Here is a 26,007-nt window from a genome sequence, read left to right as displayed (position 1 = left end):
AGATTTTTTATTCACCAATATTAAAATAATATGCTACACCAAGAGCTAATTTGTTGCCGACTTTGTATTCATAGTCCTTACTATTTTGATATACATTTACTGCACCGCTACTAATAAGAACATTTTCTCTTGTGTACGAACTAAAGATATATTGCCAATCCGCTTTTAAACTTATATTGTTTGTAATAAAAAACTCTGATCCTAAACCAAGCATCATAGCAAAAGAACTTCTGCTGAATTTTCCTCCTCTTTCATAATCACCTAAATCATACCAATCAGCTTTTCCAATTGTACTGATGTCATAACCTCTGGTTTCTGCATATGCAGCGGCATCAGATTTAAATGATTGCCATTCAAATCCAAGACCGCCTGTTATATAAAATGATAGATCTAATTGTGCAAATGGAAATACTCCAGCACTTCCAAACAAAAGTAAATTTGAATTTTTGAGTTCTGTTTGAGAGAAAGTAGTTGTAAAATTCTGACGCGAAAAATCTGTCCCATTAAATAATTCTTCTGATAATACTTCTTTACTATCCGGATGAGAATTAATTGAATAATTCACTTCCATTGAAATCATAAAAATATCATTGCGTAATTGGTACCCGAAACCTCCGCCAAATCCCACTTTACTGCTTGATGTCCCAAATTCACGTGCATAAAAATAATTTGCAGCTGCCGGACCGGTTGCCTTGTATGCATCAAAGAAAGTTGGATAATTAGTTCCGGCAAATATTGATGATTGAACAATTAAGTAAAATCTGTTATATGACTTTTCATCATCATCTTGACCATAAAGTTGAACATTGAAAACTAGGATAAAAGTGAGTACGGTGAGGTGTGAACAAAAATTTAACTTTTGGAAATTATATGTCATATTTCCTCCGTTAATATTTATAAATCGTTTATTCTATTATGTCATTTCTATTGGATGTACCGAAGATGTGAAGTTTAAAATCTTTTAATAATTCTTTTGCTTCCTCAAGCTGATTTGATAAAACAAAGAACTTTGCCGGAACGATTAACGGATCAACGCTTAAAAAGTTTTCGCCAGTTACGTAGTAATTAATCTTTGCGTCTTCTAATACCGATTTTATTAATGAGATATCTCCTTGATTCAGTGAAGGAAGCAGTTCTGTATAACTTTGCGTTTCTAATTTTTTTGGAGGGTCATAATTATAATCTATGAATAACTCACATTCCGGACAGTGGAATTTTCCTGTTCTTCTTTCTTCTTTTGATGGTTTTGTTGCAGTATTACAATTTGGACAAACAATTTGTGAAGGTAATATCGGAGGTTGTTCTTTTTTAAGTGAGTCTTGGCATAACGGATCTTTGCAGTAATAATATTCTTTTCCTTCTACCAAACATAATTCACAATACTCTTTGCCGCAGATGTGACAAACAGAAATTGCTTTTCTTTCGGGATGATTGATACAGTTTTTCATTTCTCTCACTATAATTTTATAAACCTACTTTCCAATTATTAATATGGCCGCATCGAAGAAGTTTACACGGCTTCGACGGGCGGTCGCTTTGAGTTGCGGGTTATACGTTTATAAAACTGATTTGATAATATTATCAAGTTTTTCATAAATATCTGGTAATCCTCCAACATTAAATATTATCTTACCATTTTTATCAATTACCAAATGTCGTGGGAATGATTTCTCAAAAAGTAATGAAAGATCATTATCACTGTAACCTTGTTGGTAACTAAATTTATATTTTTTCAGAAATCTTAAAAGATTTTCCTTGTCATAAATAATTGCAACGAATTCTATATCTCTACCACCATACTTTTCAACAAGTTTATTTAGATCAGGTATTTCTTCTCTACAAGGCAAGCATGATGTTGCCCACCAATTAATCACAATAATTTTATTCTTATGATCATTTGTCCAATCACCTAGTTCTGTTTTGATTCTAATAATTGGGAATGTTTTCCCAACCTTCAAATTATACTCTTTAACAATTGATGGTTTCTCATATTCATTTGTTTTTTCACTTTTCCATCTATAATTGATTTCTCTTTTAGTCAAATCTAGAACTAGTTTTAAAGGAGTTAATTCATCTCTATCCGCATTGAACAAACTAATTGTGCTTTCATTTTTGCCGTCATTCGAAAACTCAATTTGATTACGGCTAATGCCATCTTTCCCGATAGTGATTAGTAAACATTCATTTGGAGTGAGCAATGAATCACGAGAAACAATATATATAGCTTTGTATGAATCACCAGAATTAATTTGTGCATAAGAAGTTTTATCCCATTTGAAGGGAATTTCTTTTGGTAATCCCGGTTGGAAACTACGGGAAATAAAATTTTCATTTCGTTCTTGTGCAAACGATAAAACTGAAAGTAGAATTAAAATGATTCCGATTTTCATATATCTCCTAAACGTATAACGGCGTTGCAACTAAATCGCTGCCCAGAACAACAATGCCAAATAGTTACAACTACTTTTAATTGTAAAAATGTTTTTAGAATAAACTACCATAAAGAGCAACTAAACTATGTCAACGCAACTTTACAATTACACAAATGCCGCACTGATAAACGCTGTCCGTGTTGAGCGACGGGTTATAAGCCGTACAATTTATCATCAAAAACATATGCTTCAATAATCTTTTCCCAATTAGTCCAGAAGTATATTTCAAAATATTGCCCAGTTGGAGTAATTAATAACTTTGTTGGATAATTAGTGATATTGAATTCTTTTTCAATAGTTATATCAGAGGGCAATACTGTGAAATCATACTTGTAATCTTTCATAAATTTTTCAACTAAATTTTGTTTATCCTTACATGCTACTGTGAACAAAACTGCTTTATTCGAAAAGTCAGTTTTTATTTTGTCTGATAACTTCTGAACTTTAGGCATTTCCTTTCGGCATGGACCACACCATGTTCCCCAGAAATCTAATATTATCCATTTTCCAAGAAAATCTTTTGAATTTATCTTTCTCCCATTAAGTGTATTAAGTGAAAACGAGGGAGCTTCCGGTAATTGTTCATGTAGTCTTTCTTTCCAATAATTCATAAATGCTGAGTCGGGATAAAGTTTTTCAAAAAGTAATTTTGTTTTATCAATGTAGTTAAAATCATATATTGCCTTTGGGGCTAAAGAATTAAGTGCTTTAGTTGAATCACCATTTATTAATAATTTTTCAACAAAAAAAGGAGTATAATCTTCTTTCCCATTTAAAAAATGAATCTCGTAAAAATATTTAAATGGCAGTTTCATATCTATTGCATCGGGGCTAAATTGACTTGATAATTCAAGAAATTGTAATGCCTTATTTTTATCGGCACTTTTTGTCGCGAGATTTGATTTTAGATAATATGAATGAGAAATAAAATATCTGTATAAGCTACGATCATTTTTATCATAATTATTAGAAGCCAGATAGTTTTTAGAATTTGTAATTACTTCATCTAATAAATATTCATTCTGAATTATTGGATCCAAGTTAAAAAGTAATATTCTATATCTTTCTGATAGTGATGCATCCGAGAAAACAAGCTTTTTGTCATAATCTTGCATACTCTTAATGGATTTATCTGAGCTCTTAGCTTCACAATAAATATTTAAGGAATTCGTCAGTTTTGATAGAATTGGTAATCTATCGCTTGAAAGAAATTTTAACAAATTCTTATAATAACTTATGTCTTGTTTATCATTTGAAATAAAATACTGAGCAAAGGAATTATGAACAAAATACATTCTACTATCGGCAAATTCTAATTTATCAAATTGAATAAGATAATTTTTAACTGAATCAATTTCTTTTTCATCAGAAATCCATTGATTCAACTTGTTAAAAATTTCCGTTTCTTTATTCTGTCCATAATTATTATCTAACAAACAGCCTAATAAAATGAGAATAAGATTTATTATTAAGTAAAATGATATCTTTTTCATTTTTCCTCTAAAATAATTAAAGACTTATAACGGCGTTGCGCCTAACACGCCGCCCAGAACAAACGGCTAAGTTTTGTCAACGCAACTTTAATTTATAAATCAGCTTTTACAACTAAATCAACTTTACACAACAAACTATCCGCCGAAGACGGACTGAAAAACCAAATCCGAATGCGACTCAATATAACCGCATCGAACTTGTCCACCTCAGGTGGAGAAGCGGTCGTTGTTGAGGCGCGAGATAGGTGGTAGTTGTTATAACTTTTGTCCAAACATCGCAAATACTTTTTCCTCATAATCGATCTTAGCATAATCATATTTATTTATTTCTTGTATCCAATACTTCTCAATCTCTGATATATTTTTGCCTAATTTATTTTCAAACCCAATTCTTCCTGCTTTCCACAATTCTTTAATAATATCGAGTCCATATTTTTCTTTGACATATTTAACAAAACTTCCGCATTCAGGGTAAGTTATAAAACTTTCATATTTGTGAAAGTTTTCTACTATTTCATTCATAGGAATAAGTTTGCCTTTTACTTTCAAATAGTTTGCTAATGAATGTAAATCATACCCCCACCATTTATTATCTGAATTAACAGCTAATCCTTCACTTAACCAGATTTCCTTATACATTCCCCACTCATTACAAGTAATAACATGGCAAAATTCATGTTTGCCGTATATTCTAATAGTTGGGCTGAAAACTGAATAAACTGTGTTATCCTCGACCTTTGCTATACCATTAGTTTCCATTCCAATTATTTTTTTCATTCTCTCCCTTGAATCAACCATAAATAAATTTAGCTTACTTCTATAATTCTTTACTCCTAAGAATTCCAGTAATTCTGGATAACCTTTTTCCATATATATTTTAGTTGAATCGACATAGTTGGCACAAATTGAATTTAGCTCATAGTAATAATTAAAATGACTGGTAGAATCTCTTTGCCAATTATATAATGAATTCGAAAGGGCTTCATTTTTAGAAGGAGGATTATATCCACCAACTTGAATTAAGGAACAAGCTGGCATGGCAATAATAATTACACAAAAAAAGAATATTTTCATTTCAACCACCTAACTATTACTTATACTGCATGAAATGATTAGTTAAGGAACGTAGATATTTCCCGACAAATCGGAATAAACTATGCAGTTGAATATCTATCATCCGGAATAAACTGGTTTTACATTTAGAGAATAGCAGAGTAGAATTCTTAATCATTACAGAAGTTCCCCTTAATTCGGTTTTAAATTAGCATAAAAACCAAATCATTCAAACAATATTATTAAGCTAAACTATTTCTTTATATTTGTTGTTAATAAGTTGAAACTGTTAAAACAGTTAAACCTATGGTTTTTTACTAGTAACCCCCAACTTAAGTCGGGGGTTAACAGAAACCAAACCTTGATTAACCGTTCTACCTACGGTAGACAAGTTCAACGGTTTACATTATAAGAAAGGGATCACTTGAACGATAAGAGAGTAATAGTAGCAATGAGCGGTGGTGTGGATTCATCCGTAGCAGCGGCATTGCTTCATAAACAAGGATACGAAGTAATCGGCATTACGATGAAGACTTGGGGCTTTATGGAAGTGGGCGGCGCTCCTAAACATGAATCCGGCTGCTGTTCATTAGATGCAATATTTGATGCGAAGAACGTTGCAAACTCTTTCAACATCCCGCATTACACAGTTGACTTCACTAAAGCATTCGAAGAAACTGTAATAGAAAATTTTGTTGATGAATATCTAAACGGCAGAACACCAAATCCTTGCGTTGTCTGCAACAGAAAAATAAAATGGGAAGAACTTCTTAAGAAAGCAGATTCTCTCGATGCAAAGTATGTTGCCACCGGTCATTATGCAGTTGTAGAACACAACCCTGTATTGAACAGATATTCATTAAAGTATTCGTCCGATCAGAAGAAGGATCAATCTTACGCGCTTTGGGGATTAACTCAAGAAAGTTTAAGCCGCACACTTTTTCCTCTTGGCGGTTACACAAAAGATGAAGTACGCAAACTTGCAGAAGAATTCGGTTTGAAAACCGCAAAGAAACCCGATAGCCAGGAAATCTGTTTTGTTGCCGATGATAATTATGAAAGATTCTTACGAGAAAGAATTCCGGAAGTAATGGAAAAAATTGAAGAAGGAGATATTGTTTATCACGGAGAGAAAGTCGGCAAGCACAAAGGAATCCCGTTCTATACAATTGGACAAAGAAAAGGTTTGGGTTCTTTCGGTAAACCGGTTTATGTTAAAAACATTGATCAAGATACAAAAGTTGTTGAGCTAGGAGACAAAGAAGAATTGCTTGAAAGCTTCTGCGTTGCTGATGAAATCAATTATGTAAGCAAATCATCATTGAATAAGGGCGAAATTGTTTTCGGAAAGATCCGCTACAGTGATAGAGCAACCGCCGCAGAAATAATTTATGCGGATGAAAATCAAATTAAAGTAAAATTTGTAGAACCTAAGAATGCAGTTACTCCGGGTCAATCGCTCGTTTTGTACGATGAACAGGGTTATGTCCTTGCCGGCGGGATAATTAGAAAAAATTAGCAATAGACTTTCATTATTTGGATGTAATTACGATATTTGCAACGTGTTTTAAGGTGAGATATTAAACCAACAATAAATCGTTTTATAATTGGAGGTAAGTCTTCGAACGGAAATTCGGAACAAATGGATCACTTAACGCTAAAGTTTTACTCCTCAATCAAAGCTATGAACCGCTAACTATCTGCAATGTAAAAAAAGCTGTTGTCCTTATCTTTCTCGGTAAGGCAGAACTTGTAGTTAATAACGAAAAAAAAAGCATTCATACAGTTTACAAAGCTTTCCCATGGCCAAGTATTATCCGGCTTAATGATTATATAAAATTACCTTACAAAAAAATTATTCTAACCAGAAGAAATATTATGAAACGTGACGGACATAAATGCGCATATTGCGGCAGAGCCGATCTTCCGTTGACGCTTGATCATGTTGTTCCAAGATCAAAAGGCGGAGATGATACATGGGAAAATCTTGTTGCGGCTTGTCTTCCTTGTAATAATCGAAAAGGAGACCGCACTCCTGATGAAGCTCACTTGAAAATGAAAATTAAACCGTATGCACCTAACCATATAATGTTTATTAGGAATAACGCGGGACGTTTAGATGAATCATGGAAACAGTACCTGTTCCAATCGTAAATTGAACTAATTTTTCATTATTATTGCACATCTAATTAAATTTCAATAAAATCCTATTATGGCAAAGAAAAGAATTCTTAGCGGAATGCGTCCTACAGGCAAATTGCATTTAGGCAATTATGTAGGCGCTTTGGAAAATTGGATAAAACTTCAGGATGAATATCAGAATTATCATCTTGTTGCAGATTATCATGTTTTAACGACTGATCTATCTACCGAAGAGATCTACCAGAACACACTTGAAATGGTCACAGATTGGCTCTCAGCAGGTTTGGATCCCGAAAAATCGCCGATGTTCAGGCAATCGCAGATCAAAGAGCATACTGAACTGTTTTTAATTTTTTCTATGCTGATCACAAAAGCACGGCTTGAACGAAATCCTACAGTTAAAGAGCAAGTGCGCGATCTGAATATTGAGAATTTAGTTTACGGACATCTCGGTTACCCGGTACTTCAAGCGGCGGATATTTTGTTATACAAAGGCGATGCAGTTCCTGTTGGTGAAGATCAGCTTCCGCATATCGAGATCACTCGTGAAATTGCAAGAAGATTTAATACGCAGTACGCTCCTAATGATCCGGTATTTCCTGAACCTGAAGGAATGGTAACAAACTTTGCGCGCCTGCCGGGTTTAGACGGTCATAGAATGAGCAAATCGCTTGGCAATGTAATTTTACTTTCTGATGATGCTGAAACAGTAAAACAAAAATTGCGTAAAGCAGTAACCGATCCGCAGAAATTAAGAAAGAACGATCCGGGAAGACCGGAAGTCTGTTTGGTATTTACTTATCACAAAAAATTTAATCCGGAAGAAATTCCGCTAATTGAAAAAGACTGCAGAAGCGGCGTGCTCGGCTGCGTTGATTGTAAATTAAATTGCGCTTCAAAGATCAATCAAATATTGGCGCCGATACTTGAAAAAAGAAAAACTTACGAGAAGAATTTTAATCTTGTTAAAGATGTTTTGAATGACGGCGAGAAAAAAGCTAAAGTAATTGCACAGCAGACAATGAACGAAGTTCATCAAAAAATGAAAATGGGTTAATGTGTATAAAATAAGTTTACAAGATTTTGAAGGTCCGCTTGATCTGCTTCTTTTCTTTCTTCGAAGAGATGAATTGGATATTTATGATATACCAATCTCAAAGATTACGAAAGAGTTTATGGAATATCTGCATCTTCTCGAACAACTCGATCTTGAAGTCGCCGGTGATTTTATTTTGATGGCTGCTACGCTGATGCAGATTAAAGTTAGAATGCTGCTGCCCAAAGAAATTGATGAGAAAGGGGAAGAAGTTGATCCGCGTGCTGAATTGGTTAGAGCGCTTCTTGAGTACAAAAGATATAAAGAGATGTCGGAAGAACTTTCTTATATGGAAGCGAACCAGAGAAAATATAATTACCGCAGTAATTTTGATGAAGATCCGAAACAAACGACAACAGATTACGGTGTTCTTCTTAAGAATATTACAATTTATGATTTGATAAAAGCATTCAAAAAAGTTTTACTTGATAAACCTGCTGAACCGGTTCATCAAATTAAAAAGTGGAATATAACGATTGACGAGCAGATGGATTATATTTCCGCAAAACTCGGAGAAAATAATCAAATTGGTTTTCTTGAATTAATGATTGATCTGCGTGAAAAAATTAAAATTGTAGTTACTTTTATTGCAATGCTGGAAATGGTTAAAGCAGGTAAGATTGGTTTGCGTGCATCAAATAAACTAAATGATTTTATCATTTATGGATTAGCAAATGGATAATATTTACAACTCGGTTATTGAAGCATTGATCTTTGCTTCAGATGATCCGTTGACTCCGCTTGAAATTATTAATGCGATCAAAGAAATTGACGGATCGGATAGTGAAATCACTGAAGATGATATAGAAAAAACCGTTGATGAGTTAAATATAAAATATGATCAGAACGGAATTGCATTTACAATTTTGAAGATCGCACACGGTTATATCCACGCAACAAAACCGGACCATGCAAAGTATGTTGGATATCTCTCAACAGAAAAAACAAAAAGAAGATTAAGTCCCGCTTCACTTGAAACGCTTGCAATGATAGCGTACAAACAGCCGCTTACTAAACCGGAATTGGAATCAATACGCGGTGTGAATTCGGATTATACTCTCAATACTTTATTGGAAAAAAATCTTGTTACTATTGCCGGAAGAGCAGAGACTGTCGGCCGTCCTCTTCTTTATGTAACTACCGATGAATTTTTAAAATATTTTGGATTGAAACAGATAAGCGATTTGCCAAAACCGCGTGAGATTGAAGAGATAATGAAAGATGAAGATTTCCTTGAACAGAAACGAAGAATAATGATGAGCGGTTTGGAAGAAAAAGCTGAAGAAGAAGAATTACAGTCTGAGCTTGAGCGAGACAGCGAAATAGAATCAGAATTAGAAGAAGATAATGAAAATACGATTGAATAGGTTTCTCTCCGAGTGCGGGATTGCATCAAGAAGAAAATCCGAAGAGTTTATTCTAGAAGGCAGAGTTCAGGTAAACGGAAAAACTGTTATTGATCTTGCTTTCTTTCTTGATCCTGAGACTGATCAAATTGCCTTAGACGGAGAAAAAATAAAACCGCAGAAGAAAGTTTATTTCCTTTTGAACAAGCCGAAAGCAATTATCACTTCAACGGATGATGATAAAGGAAGAAAGACCGTTCTTGATCTTATAGATACAAACCAAAAAATTTTTCCCGTGGGAAGATTGGATTACGACACAACCGGCGTTCTTCTTTTAACTAACGACGGCGATTTTACAAATTTTCTTACTCATCCGAGCAATCATGTTCCGCGGGAATACAAAGTAACTTTGAATAAACCGCTTCAAGAAGAAGATAAACTTAAGCTGCTCAAAGGAATTTCTCTTGATAGAAGAAGAAGCCGTTTTGAAGCAATTAAATTTGTCTCACAAAACCGTTACGACAAATTGGTTGTAACAACAGTTGAAGGAAGAAATCATTTTGTAAAAAATATGTTTCTTGCGCTCGGATATTTTGTAGATGATTTAGACCGGGAAAGTTTCGGCGGATTTACAGTAAAAGGAATTCCAAAAGGCGGTTATAGAAAATTATCTCAACCAGAGATAAAAAATATTTATGATAAATACGGTAAGTAAAATATTTCTTGTTCTGCTCGTCTTCACCTCAATTCTATTCTCACAGCAGAAAGATTCATTAAATGAAAAGAAGAGCGGACAAAGTTTAAATTCTCTCTTAGAATTACGTGATCAACTTGATGATTATTTCAACGATAAGAATTTCAGCGATGCTGTTTGGGGTGTAATGATAAAATCTTTGAAGACAGGAGAGGTAATTTACAAACGGAACGCCGATAAACTTTTTATTCCTGCTTCTAACATGAAATTATTTACAGGCGCTGCTGCAATAATTCTGCTCGGTTCCGATTTCACTTATGAAACAAATTTTTACGTGAACGGAGATATCGAAAAAGGTTTACTTAAAGGAGATTTGATCATACAAGGTTCTGGAGATCCTACAATATCAAACCGGTTTTATGAAGGTTCGCGGACAAAAATTTTTGAAGATTGGGCTGACTCGCTTAAAGCAAGAGGTATCTGGGCAATAACAGGAAATATTTACGGCGATGATTCTTACTTCGATAATGTAGGACTCGGAAAAGGTTGGACGCTTGATTACGAATCAAGCTGGTTCGAAGCTCCGAGCGGCGCTTTAAGTTTTGACGATAACAGTATTGAAATAAAGATTGATCCAAGCGAAATTAATTATCCGGCAAAAATTTCTATTATTCCGGATACTAAATTTGTTCAGCTTGCGCCAAAAGTAATTACTGTTGATGAGAATTCGGAACAATCTGTTTCCGTTCGCAGACTGCGCGGGACAAATCTAATTAGTGTAACCGGCAATATTAAAAAAGATTCCAAACCGATTAGCGAGCATGTTTCAATAACTGATCCTACAATGTTCTTCCTAACAGTTCTTAAAGAAGTGTTAGAACAAAAGGGAATTATTATAAAAGGAAGGATTGGCGGAATTGACAGTGCAGAAAAAAATATTCCATCCGATGATCTTACTCCGATCTTTACACACAGATCTGTTCCGTTAAAAATGATCCTTAAAGAATTAAATAAGAACAGCAATAATTTTTATGCAGAACAGATTCTCAAAACAATTGGTCTTGAGATTTACAATTTCGGTACAATAGAAAACGGAGTTAAAGCGTGCAATGATTTTTTTAATACGATGGGAATTAATCCGGAGAATATGGTAATGGCAGACGGCTCAGGTTTATCAAGATTAAATTTGGTAACGCCAAGGCAGATTGTAAATCTTTTATCATACATGAATAAGAGCGATGAGTTCTTACAATTTTATGAATCATTACCGATAGCAGGAGTTGATGGGACATTAATTGACAGAATGAAAAAAACTTCTGCTGAAAACAACGTTAGAGCTAAAGCCGGATACAACAATAATGTCTCCGCACTTTCTGGTTATTTAAAAACAGTTTCCGGCGAGCAGCTTGTTTTTTCTATGCTGGTCAATAATTATTTAGTTCCGCCGGCACTTGCAAATTATATAGAGGATAATGTTTGTCACCGTCTCGTAAATTTTATTAGAAATTAATTCGTAAAATATTTTAAGGAAGATAATTTTGGAGGAATATTGGAACCAATAAATCAAGAATTAGATCCTAATGCGCTCATACAACGAAGACATGACGAGTTGAGAGAATTGCTGTCAAAAGGTATTCAGCCGTTTGCTTACAGTTTTGAAGTTGATAATTATTCGGAAAGCATCAAAAACAATTTTGAAAAGTATGAGAACAAAGATGTTAAAGTTGCCGGAAGAATTATGGCTATACGCAGAATGGGAAAAGCATCTTTCGCACACATTCAGGATAAAGACGGTAAGCTTCAGATCTATTTAAAGAAAGACGACGTTGGAGAATCTTACGAAGTATTTAAGCTTCTTGATATTGGCGACATAGTTGGAGTAGAAGGATTTGTTTTTAAAACAAGGACCGGAGAAATTTCGGTTCATTCTAAGTCGTTTACTCTTCTGTCAAAATCATTGAGACCGCTTCCAATTCCGAAAGAGACAACTGATGAAAGCGGAAATAAAGTTGTGCATGATCAGTTTGCTGATAAAGAAATGCGTTACCGCCAGCGTTATCTGGATTTAATTTTAAATCCGGAAGTTAAATCGGTTTTTAAAACACGATCGAAAGTTGTAACCGAGATTAGAAAATATTTAGATGAAAACGGATTAGTTGAAGTTGAAACGCCGATACTACAGCCGTTATACGGAGGCGCTACAGCCCGTCCATTTTCTACTCACCACAATGCTCTTGATATAGACCTATATCTTAGAATTGCAGATGAACTTTATTTGAAACGCTTGATCGTTGGAGGATTTGACGGAGTTTATGAGATATCAAAAGACTTCCGCAATGAAGGAATGGATAAAACGCATAATCCGGAATTCACAATGCTTGAGCTGTACGTTGCATACAAAGATTATTTCTGGATGATGTCGTTCGTAGAAAATATGGTTTCTAATATTGCTAAAAATGTTTTTAACACAACAGAATTTGAAATTGAAGGAAACAAAATCAATTTCAATCCACCGTGGAAAAGAATTTCCATGGTTGATGAATTAAAAGTAAAAGTTGGTATTGATGTTCTTCTAGCATCAAATGAAGAGTTGATAAAATTATTGAAAACAAAAAATGTTGAAATGGAAGGCGGAGAAAACAAAGGTAAATTGATTGATCTTCTTTTCGAAGTAACAATTCAATCGACATTAATTCAACCAACTTTTGTAACAGATTATCCCGTAGAACTTTCACCACTTGCAAAAAAACACAGATCGAGAAAAGGACTTGTTGAAAGATTTGAAGGATTTGTTCTCGGTCGTGAAATATGTAATGCGTTCACAGAATTAAACGATCCGATTGATCAGCGAACCAGATTTGAAGATCAAGCAAAAATGAAAGAAGCCGGTGATGAAGAAGCTCATCAGATTGATGAAGATTTTGTGCGTGCACTTGAATATGCAATGCCGCCAACCGCCGGACTTGGAGTTGGGATTGACCGATTAATTATGCTTCTAACAAATCAACCATCCATCCGCGATGTGATTTTATTCCCACAAATGCGTCCCCAAAAGTAAAGGATATAATGAAAAATATAAGTAAGCATCTTCCGTACATAATTGTTGGATTGCTTTTAGGTTTATTTATCGGTTTGAAACTGAGCGATGTCGTTTCATTTTCTGAAAGTAAAAAGCAGCTAAAGAAGATCAGCGATGTAATGGAATTCACTGAAGATTATTATGTAGATAAAGTTGATTCGAAAAAATTAACGGAAGATGCAATTAAAGGAATGTTCAGCGGTTTAGATCCGCACACAGTTTATATCTCTGCAAAAGATCAAACTGCCGAAGAAGAATCTTTCAGAGGAAATTTTGAGGGAATCGGTGTTGAGTTTCAAATTGTAAATGATACGATCACTGTTGTATCACCAATTACAAACGGACCGAGTGAAATGGTAGGAATTATTTCAGGCGATCGTATTGTTAAGATAGATGGTAAAAGTAGTATCGGCTGGAAAAACGAAGATGTAATAAAAAAATTACGCGGCAGTAAAGGAACAAATGTGGATCTGACTATTTTCAGACCAAGTTCGAAATTAGTAACAACATTTAAAGTTACACGTGATAAAATAAATTTATTTTCTGTTGATGCTTCATTAATGTATGATAACGAAACGGGTTATATAAATCTTACACGCTTTTCAGAAACAACAACTGAAGAGATGGTAAATGCGCTCCAGGATCTTACATCAAAAGGAATGAAGAGATTAGTGCTCGATCTTAGGAATAATCCCGGCGGATATGAAGTACAAGCATCTAATGTCGCTGATCTATTTATAGATGGCAATAAGATGATTGTCTATAATAAAGGTAGATCAAAACAATCAAGCGAAGAATATCATGCCGGAAGATCTTATCCATATGAAAAAATTCCGTTAATAATTTTAGTAAATCGCGGTTCTGCATCAGCGAGCGAAATTGTATCCGGCGCTGTGCAGGATTGGGATAGAGGTTTAATTGTTGGTGAAACAACTTTTGGAAAAGGTCTTGTGCAAACACCAATACAATTAAAAGACGGCTCTGCAGTTAGAATAACAATTGCAAAATATTTTACACCTTCGGGAAGACAAATTCAGAGAGATTATAAAGACAAGAATAAATACTATGAAGAGGTAATGGATAGACAAGAAACTGAAGGAGATAATGTTGATCACAAAACAGAAAAGGATTCTACTAAACCAAAATTTAAGACTAAGAACGGACGTACTGTATACGGCGGCGGCGGTATCACTCCGGATTATATTGTAGAACCCGGTACAGTTTCCAATTATTCCGCAGAGTTAAGAAAGAATAATGTTTACTATCAATTTGTAAGAAAATTTCTTGATAAAGACGGCACAGTACTCAGAGAAAAATACTCCAGTGATCTTAGAAAGTTCGAAAATGAATTTCAGATCAGTAATGAACAGATGCAAAGTTTTGTTAAGTATGCGGAATCACTAAAAGTGAAATATGATGCTAAAGGTTATGAAGAGGATAAAGAAAATATTAGACAAAGATTAAAAGCATTTATTGCGCGTGATCTCTTTAAGAATAACGGCTGGTATTTAACTTTGTTAAAATCAGATCATCAATTTCAGAAAGCAGCTTCATTATTCGACGAAGCTGAGAAGTTAAGCGGGTTTTCAAAGTAATATATCCAACAGAGTAAAAAGAACGTGAAGAATTTATTTATATACACTGAGAAGGGAATTAAAATAAATAAAAGATCGTTGCATAGAATAGTTGTACTATTATGTAATGAACTTGAAATCAATGTATCTGTACTTGAAATAAATTTTGTTCCATCTGAAACGATACTGGGAATAAACAAAAAATATTTGAATCATAATTACAACACCGACATAATCACCTTTGATTATTCGAATGAAAGGAATAATTTAGACGGCGAAATTTTTATTTCTATTGATGATGCTCTTGAGAACAGTAAGAAGTATCATGTAACACTTAACAATGAAATATTAAGATTAGTAATTCATGGAATCCTTCATATGGCAGGTTATGATGACGTTACTTTAGCAAAAAGAAAAAAGATGAAAAAAGTTGAAGATGTTCTTGTGCAAAAATTACAAAATCTTTCTAAAGGATTAGTAGAAAAAACATGACCGGCAAAATTGTTGAAGTATTAGCGAAAATATTAGAAGGATTGAGCAATAATTCTTCGATGGAAGATATAAATAGTAAATTGATGAAGAATAAAAAATTCGACAAGAAAACATTAGGGATCGCATTTAGTTTAGTCTATGATAAAATATTAACGAGAAAAACAGTTGAGACTAATAAAGAAAATTTAAATAGTAAAAGTATTCGCTTATTATCGGAACTTGAAAAAGAAATATTAGGTTTAGAAAATTATAACTACATAATGCACTTATTAAATGTAGGTTTATTAGATGCTGAGAATCTGGAACTGATATTAGATCAAATAACAATGTTTCCTGAGAGTAGAGTTTCCAGAAGAGAAATCAACTGGATAATTCTTTTATCTTTGGTTGAATATGAATCCGGTATTTTACCTGGAAGCAGATTAACATTATACTCTTCAGATACTGTCAATTAAAAGGTAATTCATAATGAGTAAAGATCTTATACTGGTGGAGTCGCCTTCCAAAGCAAAAACTATAAATAAGTACGTCGGTAAAAATTATATTGTTGAAGCAACTGTTGGACATATCAGAAATTTACCAAAGACAAAACTCGGGATCGATTTAGAAAACGGATTTGAACCGAAATTTGTAAATATCCGCGGTAAAGGTGATGTGATTAAGAAGATCAGATCATTAGCCGGAAAATCCAATAAAATTTATATCGCAACCGATCCTGATCGTGAAGGTGAAGCTATTGCGCAAGATGTTGTTGATATTTTAACCGATGCACAGAAAGAAAAAATTGAACGTGTTATGTTCAATGAGATTACAAAGAAAGCTGTTAATGAAGCTTTAAATCATACCATTAAAATTGATGATCATCTCGTCACCTCTCAGAGAGCCCGCCGTGTTATGGATAGAATTATTGGTTATCAAGTTAGTCCGTTTTTATGGCGAGCAGTTATTGAAGCATACGGAAGTTCGCTTTCTGCGGGACGAGTGCAGTCAGTTGCATTGAGATTGATCTGTGAGCGCGAAGATGAAATTGAAAAGTTTGTTGCAACAGAATATTGGTCTATAGTAGCAGTTTTTAAAACCGAAAAAGGCGAAGAAATAAAAGCAAAGTTATATGAGGTTAATGGAAAGCAAATTAAAGTTCCTCCAAGACCACAAATGACTGAAGGAGATTGGGAGGAATTCTTAAAAACCAACTTTGCAATTTCCGGAGCTGAGTTAGCAAATAAAATTGCGGAAACTCTAAGATCAAAAAATAATTATGCAATCAGTGATCTTACAAAAAAAGAGAGCAAGAGAAATCCTTATCCACCGTTTATTACCAGTAGTCTACAGGTAGAGTCCTCACGCAAACTTCGTTATCGTCCAAGAAGAACCATGATGCTGGCACAACAACTATATGAGGGAATTGATCTTGGTGGTGAAGGAACAACCGGATTAATTACATATATGAGAACGGATTCTATGCGATTAAGTGAAGATGTTGTATCAGAAGCGAGAGGTTTTATTTCAGAAAAGTACGGTCAAAATTATTTACCGGAAAAAGCAAAAGGTTATGAATCTAAAAATAAAAAGAATGCTCAAGACGCTCACGAAGCTATCAGACCTACATCACTAAAATATACACCAGAATTTGTAAAGGAATATTTAGATGAAGCTCAATTCAAAATCTATGAGTTAATTTGGAAAAGATTTATTGCATGCCAGATGGAATCAGCACGTTTGGAAACTACCACTGTTAGTATTGCGGCTGATGAATATGTCTTCAGAAGTTCCGGCACAACTATTTTGTTTGATGGATTCTTAACTCTTTATGATGAAGATCTGGAAGACAGTAATGATCAGAATGGAAACAGCGGATTAATTCCAGCCGGATTAGAATTAAATCAGAAGATGAATTTACAAGAGTTGACTCCGAATCAACATTTTACAAAACCGCCTCCAAGATATACCGAAAGTTCTCTGATTAAAGAATTGGAAAGTAATGGTATCGGTCGCCCCAGTACTTATGCCATGATAATGGGGACAATTATAGACCGCAAGTATGTAGAGCAACAAGACCGTAAATTAGTTCCTACAGAACTTGGCAGAAAAGTAAATACGATTTTAGTAAAGAATTTTGGAAATATTTTTAACGTGAACTTTACGGCTCAGATGGAAGGGGAGCTTGATCTCATTGCAGATGGAGAAATCGGTTACCTAAAAGTATTAAATGATTTTTATGAACCGTTTTCCAAAACACTTGCTGAAGTAGAATCAAATCTTGAAAAAATAAAATGTGATAAATGCGGTTCGGATATGGATATTAAAATGGGCCGCTTTGGAAAGTTTTTGGCTTGTACAAATTATCCTGAATGCAAGAATATAAAATCGCTTAAAGATTTTGCACCAAACGGAGGTGCACCAGAAGAGACTGGTGAAATTTGTCCTAAATGCGGATCAAAAACAGTTTTTAGAGAAGGAAAATTTGGAAGATTTATCGGATGTGAAAAATATCCGGATTGTGATTTCACAAAAGTTGTAACACTTGGTCTAAAGTGTCCCAAATGCAGTGATGGTGAAGTAATAACGAGAAGAACCAAACGCGGAAAAATATTTTACGGTTGTAATAAATATCCCGATTGTGACTTTGCAAGTTGGACAATGCCAAAACCTAAAGAAGAGGAAGAAACAGTAGAGACATCTGAAGAAGAGTTTTAATAATAAACTAACAACCCGGTTATAAATGATCCAGCTCGGGATTAAAGAAATATTAACTCAAATGCTGTCCGAACTTTCCGGTGTAAGCCGCGCATCACAAAATACAATTGATGCTTATACTCGAGATCTAAATGAATTTATCAAATTTTGTAATGATAGAGAAATCTCATCGTTCAATCTGATAACTGAAAAGACAATCCGGCATTTTGTAATAAACCTTAGTGAGAAGGGAGTCACGAAAAGCACAATATCCAGAAAACTTTCTGCCTTAAGAAGATTATTTAATTTTGCACTAAGAAATGATCTTATCGAAAATAATCCCATATCAAAAATCCCTAATCCAAAAGTAAAACGAAAATTACCGGAAATAATTAGTCTTGACTCTTTTTTAGAAATTTATAGATTACTGGATGAAAAGAAGGACGAATCATCAATTAAGATAAAAGCAATACTTGAATTACTATATGGATGTGCATTTCGTGTCTCTGAATTATGTTCTCTCAATTTTGCAGACATTGATTTTCATAGTATGAGTATAAGAGTATTGGGCAAAGGATCGAAAGTTAGAATTGTTCCTTTAGGATCGAAATCAGCTGTTGTACTAAAAGAGTATTTTAAAAGTACATCTTCATCCAACGGATCAGAGCCATTATTTAAGAACGAATCCGGAGAAAGAATTTCTCGTCACTCGGTTTATAATATTGTAAAGCATTATTTGTCGCTAGTTACTGATATAGATAAAAAAAGTCCTCACATATTACGGCATAGTGCTGCAACACATATGCTTGATAGGGAAGCAGATATTATGGCAGTGAAAGAAATCTTAGGTCATGAAAATCTCTCAACAACTCAAATTTATACCCACGTTAGTATCGAGAGATTAAAGAAATCATACAAAAAAGCACATCCAAAATCTTAAAGGAGACGCTATGAATATTAGAATCACATCCCGTAAATTTAAAGCTAAAGATTCATTAAAAGATTTTATCCGCGAAGAAGTAAAATCCTTAGAAAAATTTAATGATCAGATTTTAGATGTAAAAGTTATATTGAGTTTCACACATTTGAAGGATAGCATTAAAACTTCAGAAATCACAGTTAGAATCCCGGGGAAAATAATAACAGTTACCACAGAAAGTAATGAGTTTGAAAAATCAATTCCAATGGCGATAGAGAAAATTAGAAAACAATTAAGAAAAATAAAAACTAAGCGCTTAACAAGGCCAAAAAATGAAAGTTGATGAAAAAAATATTACTAAACAAGAAAATATCACTGTAGAATTTTTCTACAAAAGCACAAAAGATAGATTCAAGATCAAACTACTAAACGATCAGGTTGGTCTTGAAAGACTTATTAAAGAACCTAATCTACATAGACCAGGTCTTCCATTAGCTGGTTTTCTGGAATTGTTTTCGCATAACCGCGTTCAAGTTTTTGGTAATACAGAAATGCGTTATCTATCTAATCTTTCTGAAGCAGAAAGGGTAAAATCACTTGATAGGTTTTTTAAATACAATATACCTTGCCTAATAATTACAAATGATAATTCTCCAACTCCCGAGATGATTCAGTTAGCTAATAAATATAAAACACCAATTTTCGGTTCAGGTTATTCAACAACAAAATTATTTTACCTTATTACAGATTTTCTAGACGATCAGTTCGCACCGCGCTTATCAATTCACGGATCTTTTGTTGATGTCTATGGAGTGGGAATGTTGTTTGTAGGTAATTCAGGAATCGGTAAAAGTGAAGTTGCACTCGATCTTGTTGAAAGAGGCCATAGATTAGTTGCTGATGATGTTGTAATCCTGACTAAAAAAGGTGAAGGCATTCTAATGGGCTCCGGTACGGATCTAGTAAAACATTTTATGGAATTACGCGGTATTGGAATAATAGATATAAAAAGTATGTTTGGAGTCAGAGCCATACGATTTCAAAAAAGATTAGAGGTTATGATTGAATTAGAAGTTTGGAATGATCAAACAGAATATACAAGAACCGGTTTGGACGACTCTTTTACTACATTAATGGATATTGAAATACCATACGTGAAGTTACCAATTATACCAGGTAAGAATATTACGGTTATCTCTGAAATAATTGCTCTCAATTATCTACTTAAACATTATGGTTATGATGCAGCTAAAGTTTTACAAGATAGAATTACCCAAAAAATTCAGTTAAAAAATGAGGAAATGAATCGGGCAATAGATTATTTTGAGCATGATTTTGAATAATATTGTTCCGGTTTTTATTTCTTGACTACAGGGAGATCATTTATTATCTTCGCACCCTAATTTGATATGAAAAAATTTTACTACTTTTCAAAGACTAAGCTGAAATTCGTAGAAATACACAGTTTCTATAAGAAATTTGTATTTCTCGTCTTATTTTTCTCTGTATTGGTGTCTTTCTTTATGTTTGGCATCTTTATGGTGTTCAATGAATTTATCAATCCCGATTCTGAAGTTAAAATGCTTAAAAAGAGCAATACACTTCTTAGAGAAAAATTTGATAACCTATTAGAAAATTACAAACAGTTAGATGAGAGAATATCAGCAATTTCAAATCAGAGTCATGATTTAAGACTAAAAGCAAATCTAGAACCCCTTCAAACCGATCAAAACTCTTATGGTATTGGCGGAAGTATTTTTGAACCGATTAAAACATCAAGTGTAAGTAAAATTGATAACTATCTTGAAGATGTTGATGCATTTGTAAATAAAATATCACTTAAAGTAAAACTAGAGAAAAATAACTATGAAGAAATAGAAAAGACATTAAAAGAAAACGAAAAAATGTATGATGCACTTCCTGCAATAAGACCTTGTGAAGGAACTCAGGCTGATGATTTCGGGATGAGATTTCATCCAATTCTTAAGATTATGAGAATGCATAACGGTATTGATTTTATTACTGATATAGGAACAAAAGTATATTGTCCGGGTGGTGGAACTGTTGATTTTGTTGGATGGAGAAGTGGTTATGGACTTACATTAGAAATTGAACATGGTTATGGTTATAGAACTATATATGCTCACTTAGATGGAATACATGTAAAGCAAGGGCAAAAAGTAAAAAGAGGAGATTTAATCGCAACCTCTGGAAATTCAGGGAAACTGTCTACAGGTCCCCACCTTCATTACGAAGTAAGACATAATGGTATCGCATTAGATCCACGAAATTTTATTTATGATGATGTAAATATTTTTGAAGTTGTCAAAAAATAATAAACCATTTCAGGAGAATTGACAATGATTTGGACCGTCGAATTAGCATCTTATCTAGATGACGCTCCGTGGCCGGCTACTAAGGAAGAATTAATAGATTACGCAGAACGAATTGGAGCTCCGCTTGAAGTAGTTGAAAATTTGCAGGAGTTAGAAGATTCGGATGAACCTTATGAGACAATCGAAGATATATGGCCAGATTACCCAAGTGATGAAGATTTCTTTTACAGTGATGATGACGAATTTAAGTCGTAATATTTGGCAAAAGAATGAACCAGTTATGGGATGAAATACCAGGACAGATAAAAGCTAAAGAAATTTTAGCTAAAATTTGTGAATCTAGGCGTGTACCACACGCCTTTCTTTTTTGTGGACATGATGGTATAGGGAAGTTTTTTACCGCAATTCAATTCGCAAATATCTTAAATCAGAAATTAGATCAAACAAAGTCAGATATTATTTATCGTAAAATCTCTTCGTTACAAGAACCATACTTGAAATTAATAATACCACTTCCAAGAGGGAAAGGGGAAACAGGGGATGATAATGCAACAGAAAAATTATCTAAAGAAGTTTTATTAACTATAACAGATGAAATTGGGGAAAAAATTAATAATCCTTATCATAAAATATTTATTGAAGATGCCAACAATATTAAAATAAATAGTATTAGAGAGATAACAAAATTTGTTAATACTGCAATAGAAGAACTTGAATATCGATTTGTAATTATTGAAGATGCACATTTGATGAACGATCAAGCTCAAAATGCATTATTAAAAAATTTAGAAGAACCGCCGGATGGTATAATATTTATTCTATTAACCTCAAATAAAGATAAACTTTTACCAACTATTCAATCACGTTGCTGGCAGATTAATTTCGAACCTTTATCTGCTGAATTCATTAGAGGTATACTTATACTATATTTTTCTATTGGAAAAGAAATAGCTGCTAAAATATCTAGTTTTTCAGAAGGGTCAGTTACTTCTGCACTTAGCTTACTGAATACTGATTTTAATTTTTTACTTGAAAAAACAATATCGTTTTTGAGGTATTCACTTGGCAAAAAATATAATCTAGCATATAGAGAACTTAATCTTATCTCGAAACAAAGCCCGAATGGTTCAATAAAAATAATTACTCGACTTATTAAAGTATGGTTAAATGATGTAGTGCGAAACAAATATTCTTTAATGAAATACTTTTTTGAGGATTATAAGGAAACACTTGAAAAATTTAATGAGAGATTTAATCAGACAATGGTTTGGAATATATTTGATTCAATTGATAAAATCGAAGAATGTGAAGATAAAAACATCAACTTGAATGTAGTATGTCTTAATCTTATATTTGAAATAGCTTCTATATCAATTAGGAAATAAGTTTTGTTTCATATAGATCCTAAATACACTCAACCTGCAATTATTCCAACAGATGATAATCAGCATAATTCTATTAACAATTCCCTTATTGAATCTATTGTAATTAATAACATCAATGCCAGGCATATTAATGTCAGTTCATGTTTCGCTTGTGGAATTTGTTACAGTGATAAAATAATAACTGATAATAGGAATATTGTTGAAATTTCTTGCAGTGGATTATTAAATAATTGTTTTGTAGAAATACCCGCTATTTTAGATGTCAATCTTTATCCTGAAGATTTCATTATTGTTCAAAATAATGATTCTATAGAAGTTGCTCAGGTTAAGTTAATTGGTGAAATGGTAAAACTTAAGAGACAATATTTAGGATTGTATGACGATTATCTACCTAGTGTGGTTAGAAAAGCTTCTGTGGAAGATCTTGAAAGAGTAAGGAAAAATATTCAAGATGAAGAAAAAGCAGTTCCGTTTTTCAGGACTTCTGTTGATAAATTCAGTCTAAATATGAAACTTGTCAGTATTCATTATCAATTTGATCGTAAAAAGCTTTTTTTCTTTTATACTTCAGATGGAAGGGTTGATTTTAGAGAATTAGCAAAAGAATTAGCAGCGGAATTTAAAACAAGAATTGAATTAAGGCAGATTGGAGTTAGAGATGAAGCTAAAAAAGTTGGTGGAGTAGGAACGTGCGGCAGAGAATATTGCTGTATATCCTTCTTATCTAGTTTTAAGAGGATATCTACACAGTTAGCTAATGAACAAAACCTTCTTTCTAGCATGGGAAAACTTAGTGGTCCATGTGGTAAATTGAAATGTTGTCTTTCCTTTGAAGTAGCTTCATAGAAGAACACCTCTGTTTTCGTACAGCATACTTTATATAAAATAATAAAAGGCTAAATATGAGTACGATTAATAAGATTGCAGTAATTGGTGCAGGGACAATGGGCAGTGGTATAGCTCATGTTTTTTCACAATATGGATTTAAAGTTTTTTTAGTTGATTCGGAGCAAGTTTTTCTTGAAAGAGGATTGAGTACCATTAATAATAACATGGATAGGCAGATTAAGAAAGGTTCAATAACTTCTGAACAAAAAAGTAGCTTTCTAAGTAATGTTATTCCTATAATTGGGCATAAAAATATTGATAGAAATGTTGATCTTACAATAGAAGCAATATATGAAAATAAACCAGCTAAATTATTGATATTAAAGGAATTAGATAATTTATTAAATAATAATTGTATCATAGCTTCAAATACATCTTCAATCTCAATAACTGAATTAGGTAAAAATATTCGTAGTGATAAATTCTTAGGCATGCATTTCATGAACCCTGTTCCAGTTATGCAATTAGTTGAATTGATAAGAGGATATTCTACATCTGATGAAACATTTAAAACCATTTACGAATTAACATTAAAAATTAATAAAAAACCAGTGGAGGTTTACGATTATCCTGGATTTATTTCTAATCGAATTTTGATGCCAATGATAAATGAAGCCATATTTGCTTTATATGAAGGAGTAGCAAAAGCTGAAGATATTGATATCGTTATGAAATTAGGAATGAATCATCCAATGGGCCCTTTAACATTAGCTGACTTCATAGGATTAGATGTATGTCTGGCTATAATGGAAGTATTATATGAGGGATTTAATGATTCTAAATACCGACCATGCCCATTACTTAAGAAAATGGTAAATGCGGGAAAATTAGGGAGAAAAACGAAAACTGGTTTTTTTGAATATTGATATATGCGCATAATGTATATTATGTAAACTGCATTATTGTTTAATTAATTATTGCATCTATAAACAACTCAGCATTGAATTCTTGAATGTCCTCTATGGCCTCCCCAATTCCTAAATATTTGATAGGCATTTTATTTTGAGAAGCTATTTGTAAAATTGCACCTCCTTTAGCAGTACCGTCCAACTTTGTGAGTATTAAACCTGAAATTTTTGTGCTCTTATTAAATTCATCAACTTGTAAAATAATATTTTGACCTGAGTTAGAATCGAGAACTAATAGTACATCATTAGGAGCATAGTGTAATAATCTATTAGTTACTTTAATAATTTTTGTTAGTTCCAGCATTAGATTTTTGTTATTGTGGAGTCGTCCTGCTGTGTCAATTAAAACTATGTCGTAGTTATTATTCAATGCAATATTTATAGTTTCAAATACTACAGAAGATGGATCTTTTGAGTTAACTTCCACAATTTCAACACCAACTCGTTTAGACCATGTCTTTAGTTGAGCATTTGCGGCTGCACGATAAGTATCAGCAGAAGCAATTATAACCTTCTTCCCTTCTAATTTATATTTATTAGCAAGTTTTGCTATTGTAGTTGTTTTGCCAGACCCATTAACACCAACAATTAAAATTATATAAGGTTTGAACTTTTCTAGTTCTGAGTGATAATTTGGATTAATACCTCTATCAAAAATACTTAATAGTTCATCTTTCATAGTATTTTTGATGCTTTCAAGAGATCTGTCGTTAACGTTTAATAAAGAAGTGCGTGTTTTACTGATTATTTTCTCTGTAAGTTCACTCCCTAAATCACTACTAAGTAAAATTGCTTCTAGTTCATCAAATGTATCATCGTCTATAATTGCTTTTCTTGAAATTACTTCAGATATCTTATTGAAAAGATTATTACGAGTTTTTGATAAACCCTCTTTTAATTTATTAAGAGTCTGGTTTGGAAATATTTTCATTATTATTCCATTTTATCATTTCAATTGCTCTCATTAAATATCCAATTAAAGATGTCACACACAGAGCGCAACTTATAACTAATATTAATTTATAGAAAATATCGAAATGATTAGAATTTAATAAAGTTGTTATAATAAATATTCCGATTGATAATACAGTTAACTTGCCGAGTAAGTTTGAAGATAATACTTTCCCAATTTTTTTGGATACAATAATTCCTCCTACTGAGATGCAAATATCTCTTGTTATTACAATCCAGAAATAAAACACAGGTATTTCATTTAGCAAATAAAGATTAATTATTATCAAAGCAACAAGAATTTTATCTGCAAGCGGATCTATTATCTTTCCAAGTTCTGATATTGAATTTGTTTTTCTTGCTACATAACCATCCAGCAGATCAGAAATGAAAGCAACAATAATTAATATGAAAATATAAATTCGAACATTTTGGTTTGAAGAATAATTATTAAATAAATATAGGAATGGAACAAATAGCAGCAATCTGAATGAACTTATTAAATTTGGTAAAAGTATAATCTCTTTATAGTTTATTTTCATG

The 26,007-nt window shown here is 33.0% G+C and carries 27 protein-coding genes; 20 read left to right on the top strand and 7 right to left on the bottom strand.

Going from position 1 to position 26,007, the window contains the following annotated elements; genetic code table 11:
• Window positions 1-7: 7 nt before the first annotated feature.
• The 5 genes from NTZ27_03240 to NTZ27_03220 form a co-directional block, all read right to left on the bottom strand.
• Window positions 8-877, bottom strand: coding sequence for an outer membrane beta-barrel protein (locus NTZ27_03240; GenBank protein ID MCX6173750.1), 870 nt, complete (start codon window positions 875-877; stop codon window positions 8-10).
• Window positions 878-905: 28 nt separating this feature from the next.
• Window positions 906-1,448: a hypothetical protein gene (locus tag NTZ27_03235; protein MCX6173749.1), complete on the bottom strand. Its 543-nt coding sequence runs from the start codon at window positions 1,446-1,448 to the stop codon at window positions 906-908.
• Window positions 1,449-1,556: 108 nt separating this feature from the next.
• The gene (locus NTZ27_03230) at window positions 1,557-2,390 is read right to left on the bottom strand and encodes a TlpA disulfide reductase family protein (GenBank protein ID MCX6173748.1); all 834 of its coding nucleotides are present in this window, start codon (window positions 2,388-2,390) and stop codon (window positions 1,557-1,559) included.
• Window positions 2,391-2,584: 194 nt separating this feature from the next.
• Entirely contained in the window at window positions 2,585-3,925 is a 1,341-nt protein-coding gene (locus tag NTZ27_03225) for a TlpA disulfide reductase family protein (GenBank protein MCX6173747.1), read from the bottom strand.
• A gap of 255 nt (window positions 3,926-4,180) precedes the next feature.
• On the bottom strand, window positions 4,181-4,999 hold the full coding sequence (locus NTZ27_03220) for a hypothetical protein (protein ID MCX6173746.1): 819 nt from the start codon (window positions 4,997-4,999) through the stop codon (window positions 4,181-4,183).
• 403 nt (window positions 5,000-5,402) lie between these two features.
• Between NTZ27_03220 and mnmA the strand changes: the two genes are divergently transcribed.
• The 20 genes from mnmA to NTZ27_03120 all read left to right on the top strand — a co-directional run bounded on the left by mnmA (window position 5,403) and on the right by NTZ27_03120 (window position 24,471).
• Window positions 5,403-6,497, top strand: coding sequence for a tRNA 2-thiouridine(34) synthase MnmA (mnmA, locus tag NTZ27_03215; protein MCX6173745.1), 1,095 nt, complete (start codon window positions 5,403-5,405; stop codon window positions 6,495-6,497).
• Window positions 6,498-6,856: 359 nt separating this feature from the next.
• The gene (locus NTZ27_03210; protein ID MCX6173744.1) at window positions 6,857-7,132 is read left to right on the top strand and encodes an HNH endonuclease; all 276 of its coding nucleotides are present in this window, start codon (window positions 6,857-6,859) and stop codon (window positions 7,130-7,132) included.
• Between the two features lie 58 nt (window positions 7,133-7,190).
• Window positions 7,191-8,177 (top strand): tryptophan--tRNA ligase, encoded by a 987-nt coding sequence (gene trpS, locus NTZ27_03205; GenBank protein ID MCX6173743.1) that lies wholly within the window; start codon window positions 7,191-7,193, stop codon window positions 8,175-8,177.
• A 1-nt stretch (window position 8,178) separates the two neighbouring features.
• Window positions 8,179-8,898 (top strand): segregation/condensation protein A, encoded by a 720-nt coding sequence (locus NTZ27_03200; GenBank protein MCX6173742.1) that lies wholly within the window; start codon window positions 8,179-8,181, stop codon window positions 8,896-8,898.
• Complete coding sequence (scpB, locus tag NTZ27_03195) at window positions 8,891-9,583, top strand: SMC-Scp complex subunit ScpB (GenBank protein ID MCX6173741.1); 693 nt, start codon at window positions 8,891-8,893, stop codon at window positions 9,581-9,583. The genes NTZ27_03200 and scpB overlap by 8 nt, the downstream gene beginning before the upstream one ends.
• Window positions 9,564-10,277, top strand: a complete 714-nt coding sequence (locus tag NTZ27_03190; GenBank protein MCX6173740.1) for a pseudouridine synthase — start codon at window positions 9,564-9,566, stop codon at window positions 10,275-10,277. Before scpB ends, NTZ27_03190 begins: the two co-directional genes overlap by 20 nt.
• Window positions 10,258-11,766: a D-alanyl-D-alanine carboxypeptidase/D-alanyl-D-alanine-endopeptidase gene (gene dacB, locus NTZ27_03185; protein MCX6173739.1), complete on the top strand. Its 1,509-nt coding sequence runs from the start codon at window positions 10,258-10,260 to the stop codon at window positions 11,764-11,766. Before NTZ27_03190 ends, dacB begins: the two co-directional genes overlap by 20 nt.
• Window positions 11,767-11,814: 48 nt before the next feature.
• Complete coding sequence (gene lysS / locus NTZ27_03180) at window positions 11,815-13,314, top strand: lysine--tRNA ligase (protein MCX6173738.1); 1,500 nt, start codon at window positions 11,815-11,817, stop codon at window positions 13,312-13,314.
• A gap of 8 nt (window positions 13,315-13,322) precedes the next feature.
• On the top strand, window positions 13,323-14,930 hold the full coding sequence (locus NTZ27_03175) for a S41 family peptidase (GenBank protein ID MCX6173737.1): 1,608 nt from the start codon (window positions 13,323-13,325) through the stop codon (window positions 14,928-14,930).
• A gap of 24 nt (window positions 14,931-14,954) precedes the next feature.
• Window positions 14,955-15,401, top strand: a complete 447-nt coding sequence (ybeY, locus tag NTZ27_03170; GenBank protein MCX6173736.1) for an rRNA maturation RNase YbeY — start codon at window positions 14,955-14,957, stop codon at window positions 15,399-15,401.
• Entirely contained in the window at window positions 15,398-15,856 is a 459-nt protein-coding gene (locus NTZ27_03165) for a DUF494 family protein (GenBank protein ID MCX6173735.1), read from the top strand. The genes ybeY and NTZ27_03165 overlap by 4 nt, the downstream gene beginning before the upstream one ends.
• Before the next feature lie 13 nt (window positions 15,857-15,869).
• Window positions 15,870-18,098 carry a type I DNA topoisomerase gene (gene topA, locus NTZ27_03160; protein ID MCX6173734.1) on the top strand — a complete coding sequence of 743 codons (2,229 nt, stop codon included), beginning with the start codon at window positions 15,870-15,872 and terminating at the stop codon, window positions 18,096-18,098.
• 25 nt (window positions 18,099-18,123) lie between these two features.
• On the top strand, window positions 18,124-19,017 hold the full coding sequence (locus tag NTZ27_03155) for a tyrosine-type recombinase/integrase (GenBank protein ID MCX6173733.1): 894 nt from the start codon (window positions 18,124-18,126) through the stop codon (window positions 19,015-19,017).
• Between the two features lie 10 nt (window positions 19,018-19,027).
• Window positions 19,028-19,339, top strand: coding sequence for a ribosome-associated translation inhibitor RaiA (gene raiA / locus NTZ27_03150; protein MCX6173732.1), 312 nt, complete (start codon window positions 19,028-19,030; stop codon window positions 19,337-19,339).
• Entirely contained in the window at window positions 19,329-20,339 is a 1,011-nt protein-coding gene (hprK, locus tag NTZ27_03145) for an HPr(Ser) kinase/phosphatase (protein ID MCX6173731.1), read from the top strand. Before raiA ends, hprK begins: the two co-directional genes overlap by 11 nt.
• A 180-nt stretch (window positions 20,340-20,519) precedes the next feature.
• Entirely contained in the window at window positions 20,520-21,332 is an 813-nt protein-coding gene (locus NTZ27_03140) for a peptidoglycan DD-metalloendopeptidase family protein (GenBank protein MCX6173730.1), read from the top strand.
• A 24-nt stretch (window positions 21,333-21,356) separates the two neighbouring features.
• Window positions 21,357-21,587 (top strand): DUF2795 domain-containing protein, encoded by a 231-nt coding sequence (locus NTZ27_03135; GenBank protein MCX6173729.1) that lies wholly within the window; start codon window positions 21,357-21,359, stop codon window positions 21,585-21,587.
• Window positions 21,588-21,601: 14 nt separating this feature from the next.
• On the top strand, window positions 21,602-22,717 hold the full coding sequence (locus tag NTZ27_03130; GenBank protein MCX6173728.1) for a hypothetical protein: 1,116 nt from the start codon (window positions 21,602-21,604) through the stop codon (window positions 22,715-22,717).
• A gap of 3 nt (window positions 22,718-22,720) precedes the next feature.
• Entirely contained in the window at window positions 22,721-23,563 is an 843-nt protein-coding gene (ricT, locus tag NTZ27_03125; protein MCX6173727.1) for a regulatory iron-sulfur-containing complex subunit RicT, read from the top strand.
• Window positions 23,564-23,619: 56 nt separating this feature from the next.
• Window positions 23,620-24,471, top strand: a complete 852-nt coding sequence (locus tag NTZ27_03120; GenBank protein MCX6173726.1) for a 3-hydroxybutyryl-CoA dehydrogenase — start codon at window positions 23,620-23,622, stop codon at window positions 24,469-24,471.
• A 40-nt stretch (window positions 24,472-24,511) separates the two neighbouring features.
• Here the strand turns inward: NTZ27_03120 and ftsY are convergent, their stop codons facing one another.
• Window positions 24,512-25,444: a signal recognition particle-docking protein FtsY gene (ftsY, locus tag NTZ27_03115; GenBank protein ID MCX6173725.1), complete on the bottom strand. Its 933-nt coding sequence runs from the start codon at window positions 25,442-25,444 to the stop codon at window positions 24,512-24,514.
• Entirely contained in the window at window positions 25,416-26,006 is a 591-nt protein-coding gene (locus NTZ27_03110) for a CDP-alcohol phosphatidyltransferase family protein (GenBank protein MCX6173724.1), read from the bottom strand. Before NTZ27_03110 ends, ftsY begins: the two co-directional genes overlap by 29 nt.
• Window position 26,007 lies beyond the last annotated feature (1 nt).

Source organism: Ignavibacteriales bacterium (assembly GCA_026390775.1).
Classification (GTDB): Bacteria; Bacteroidota; Ignavibacteria; order Ignavibacteriales; family Melioribacteraceae; genus Fen-1258.
The sequence above is the reverse complement of the archived record's forward strand: the minus strand, read 5'-3'. Positions and strand labels throughout refer to the sequence as shown.

Coding starts and splice junctions, on each gene's coding strand:
- NTZ27_03135 (MCX6173729.1), top strand. CDS start 21,357: ATGATTTGGACCGTCGAATTAGCATCTTATCTAGATGACGCTCCGTGG.
- NTZ27_03165 (MCX6173735.1), top strand. CDS start 15,398: ATGACCGGCAAAATTGTTGAAGTATTAGCGAAAATATTAGAAGGATTG.
- dacB (MCX6173739.1), top strand. CDS start 10,258: ATGATAAATACGGTAAGTAAAATATTTCTTGTTCTGCTCGTCTTCACC.
- NTZ27_03110 (MCX6173724.1), bottom strand. CDS start 26,006: ATGAAAATAAACTATAAAGAGATTATACTTTTACCAAATTTAATAAGT.
- NTZ27_03220 (MCX6173746.1), bottom strand. CDS start 4,999: ATGAAAATATTCTTTTTTTGTGTAATTATTATTGCCATGCCAGCTTGT.
- NTZ27_03235 (MCX6173749.1), bottom strand. CDS start 1,448: ATGAAAAACTGTATCAATCATCCCGAAAGAAAAGCAATTTCTGTTTGT.
- NTZ27_03230 (MCX6173748.1), bottom strand. CDS start 2,390: ATGAAAATCGGAATCATTTTAATTCTACTTTCAGTTTTATCGTTTGCA.
- raiA (MCX6173732.1), top strand. CDS start 19,028: ATGAATATTAGAATCACATCCCGTAAATTTAAAGCTAAAGATTCATTA.
- NTZ27_03155 (MCX6173733.1), top strand. CDS start 18,124: ATGATCCAGCTCGGGATTAAAGAAATATTAACTCAAATGCTGTCCGAA.
- NTZ27_03240 (MCX6173750.1), bottom strand. CDS start 877: ATGACATATAATTTCCAAAAGTTAAATTTTTGTTCACACCTCACCGTA.
- NTZ27_03130 (MCX6173728.1), top strand. CDS start 21,602: ATGAACCAGTTATGGGATGAAATACCAGGACAGATAAAAGCTAAAGAA.
- hprK (MCX6173731.1), top strand. CDS start 19,329: ATGAAAGTTGATGAAAAAAATATTACTAAACAAGAAAATATCACTGTA.
- NTZ27_03210 (MCX6173744.1), top strand. CDS start 6,857: ATGAAACGTGACGGACATAAATGCGCATATTGCGGCAGAGCCGATCTT.
- NTZ27_03120 (MCX6173726.1), top strand. CDS start 23,620: ATGAGTACGATTAATAAGATTGCAGTAATTGGTGCAGGGACAATGGGC.
- ftsY (MCX6173725.1), bottom strand. CDS start 25,444: ATGAAAATATTTCCAAACCAGACTCTTAATAAATTAAAAGAGGGTTTA.
- topA (MCX6173734.1), top strand. CDS start 15,870: ATGAGTAAAGATCTTATACTGGTGGAGTCGCCTTCCAAAGCAAAAACT.
- trpS (MCX6173743.1), top strand. CDS start 7,191: ATGGCAAAGAAAAGAATTCTTAGCGGAATGCGTCCTACAGGCAAATTG.
- NTZ27_03190 (MCX6173740.1), top strand. CDS start 9,564: ATGAAAATACGATTGAATAGGTTTCTCTCCGAGTGCGGGATTGCATCA.
- NTZ27_03140 (MCX6173730.1), top strand. CDS start 20,520: ATGTTTGGCATCTTTATGGTGTTCAATGAATTTATCAATCCCGATTCT.
- scpB (MCX6173741.1), top strand. CDS start 8,891: ATGGATAATATTTACAACTCGGTTATTGAAGCATTGATCTTTGCTTCA.
- NTZ27_03175 (MCX6173737.1), top strand. CDS start 13,323: ATGAAAAATATAAGTAAGCATCTTCCGTACATAATTGTTGGATTGCTT.
- NTZ27_03225 (MCX6173747.1), bottom strand. CDS start 3,925: ATGAAAAAGATATCATTTTACTTAATAATAAATCTTATTCTCATTTTA.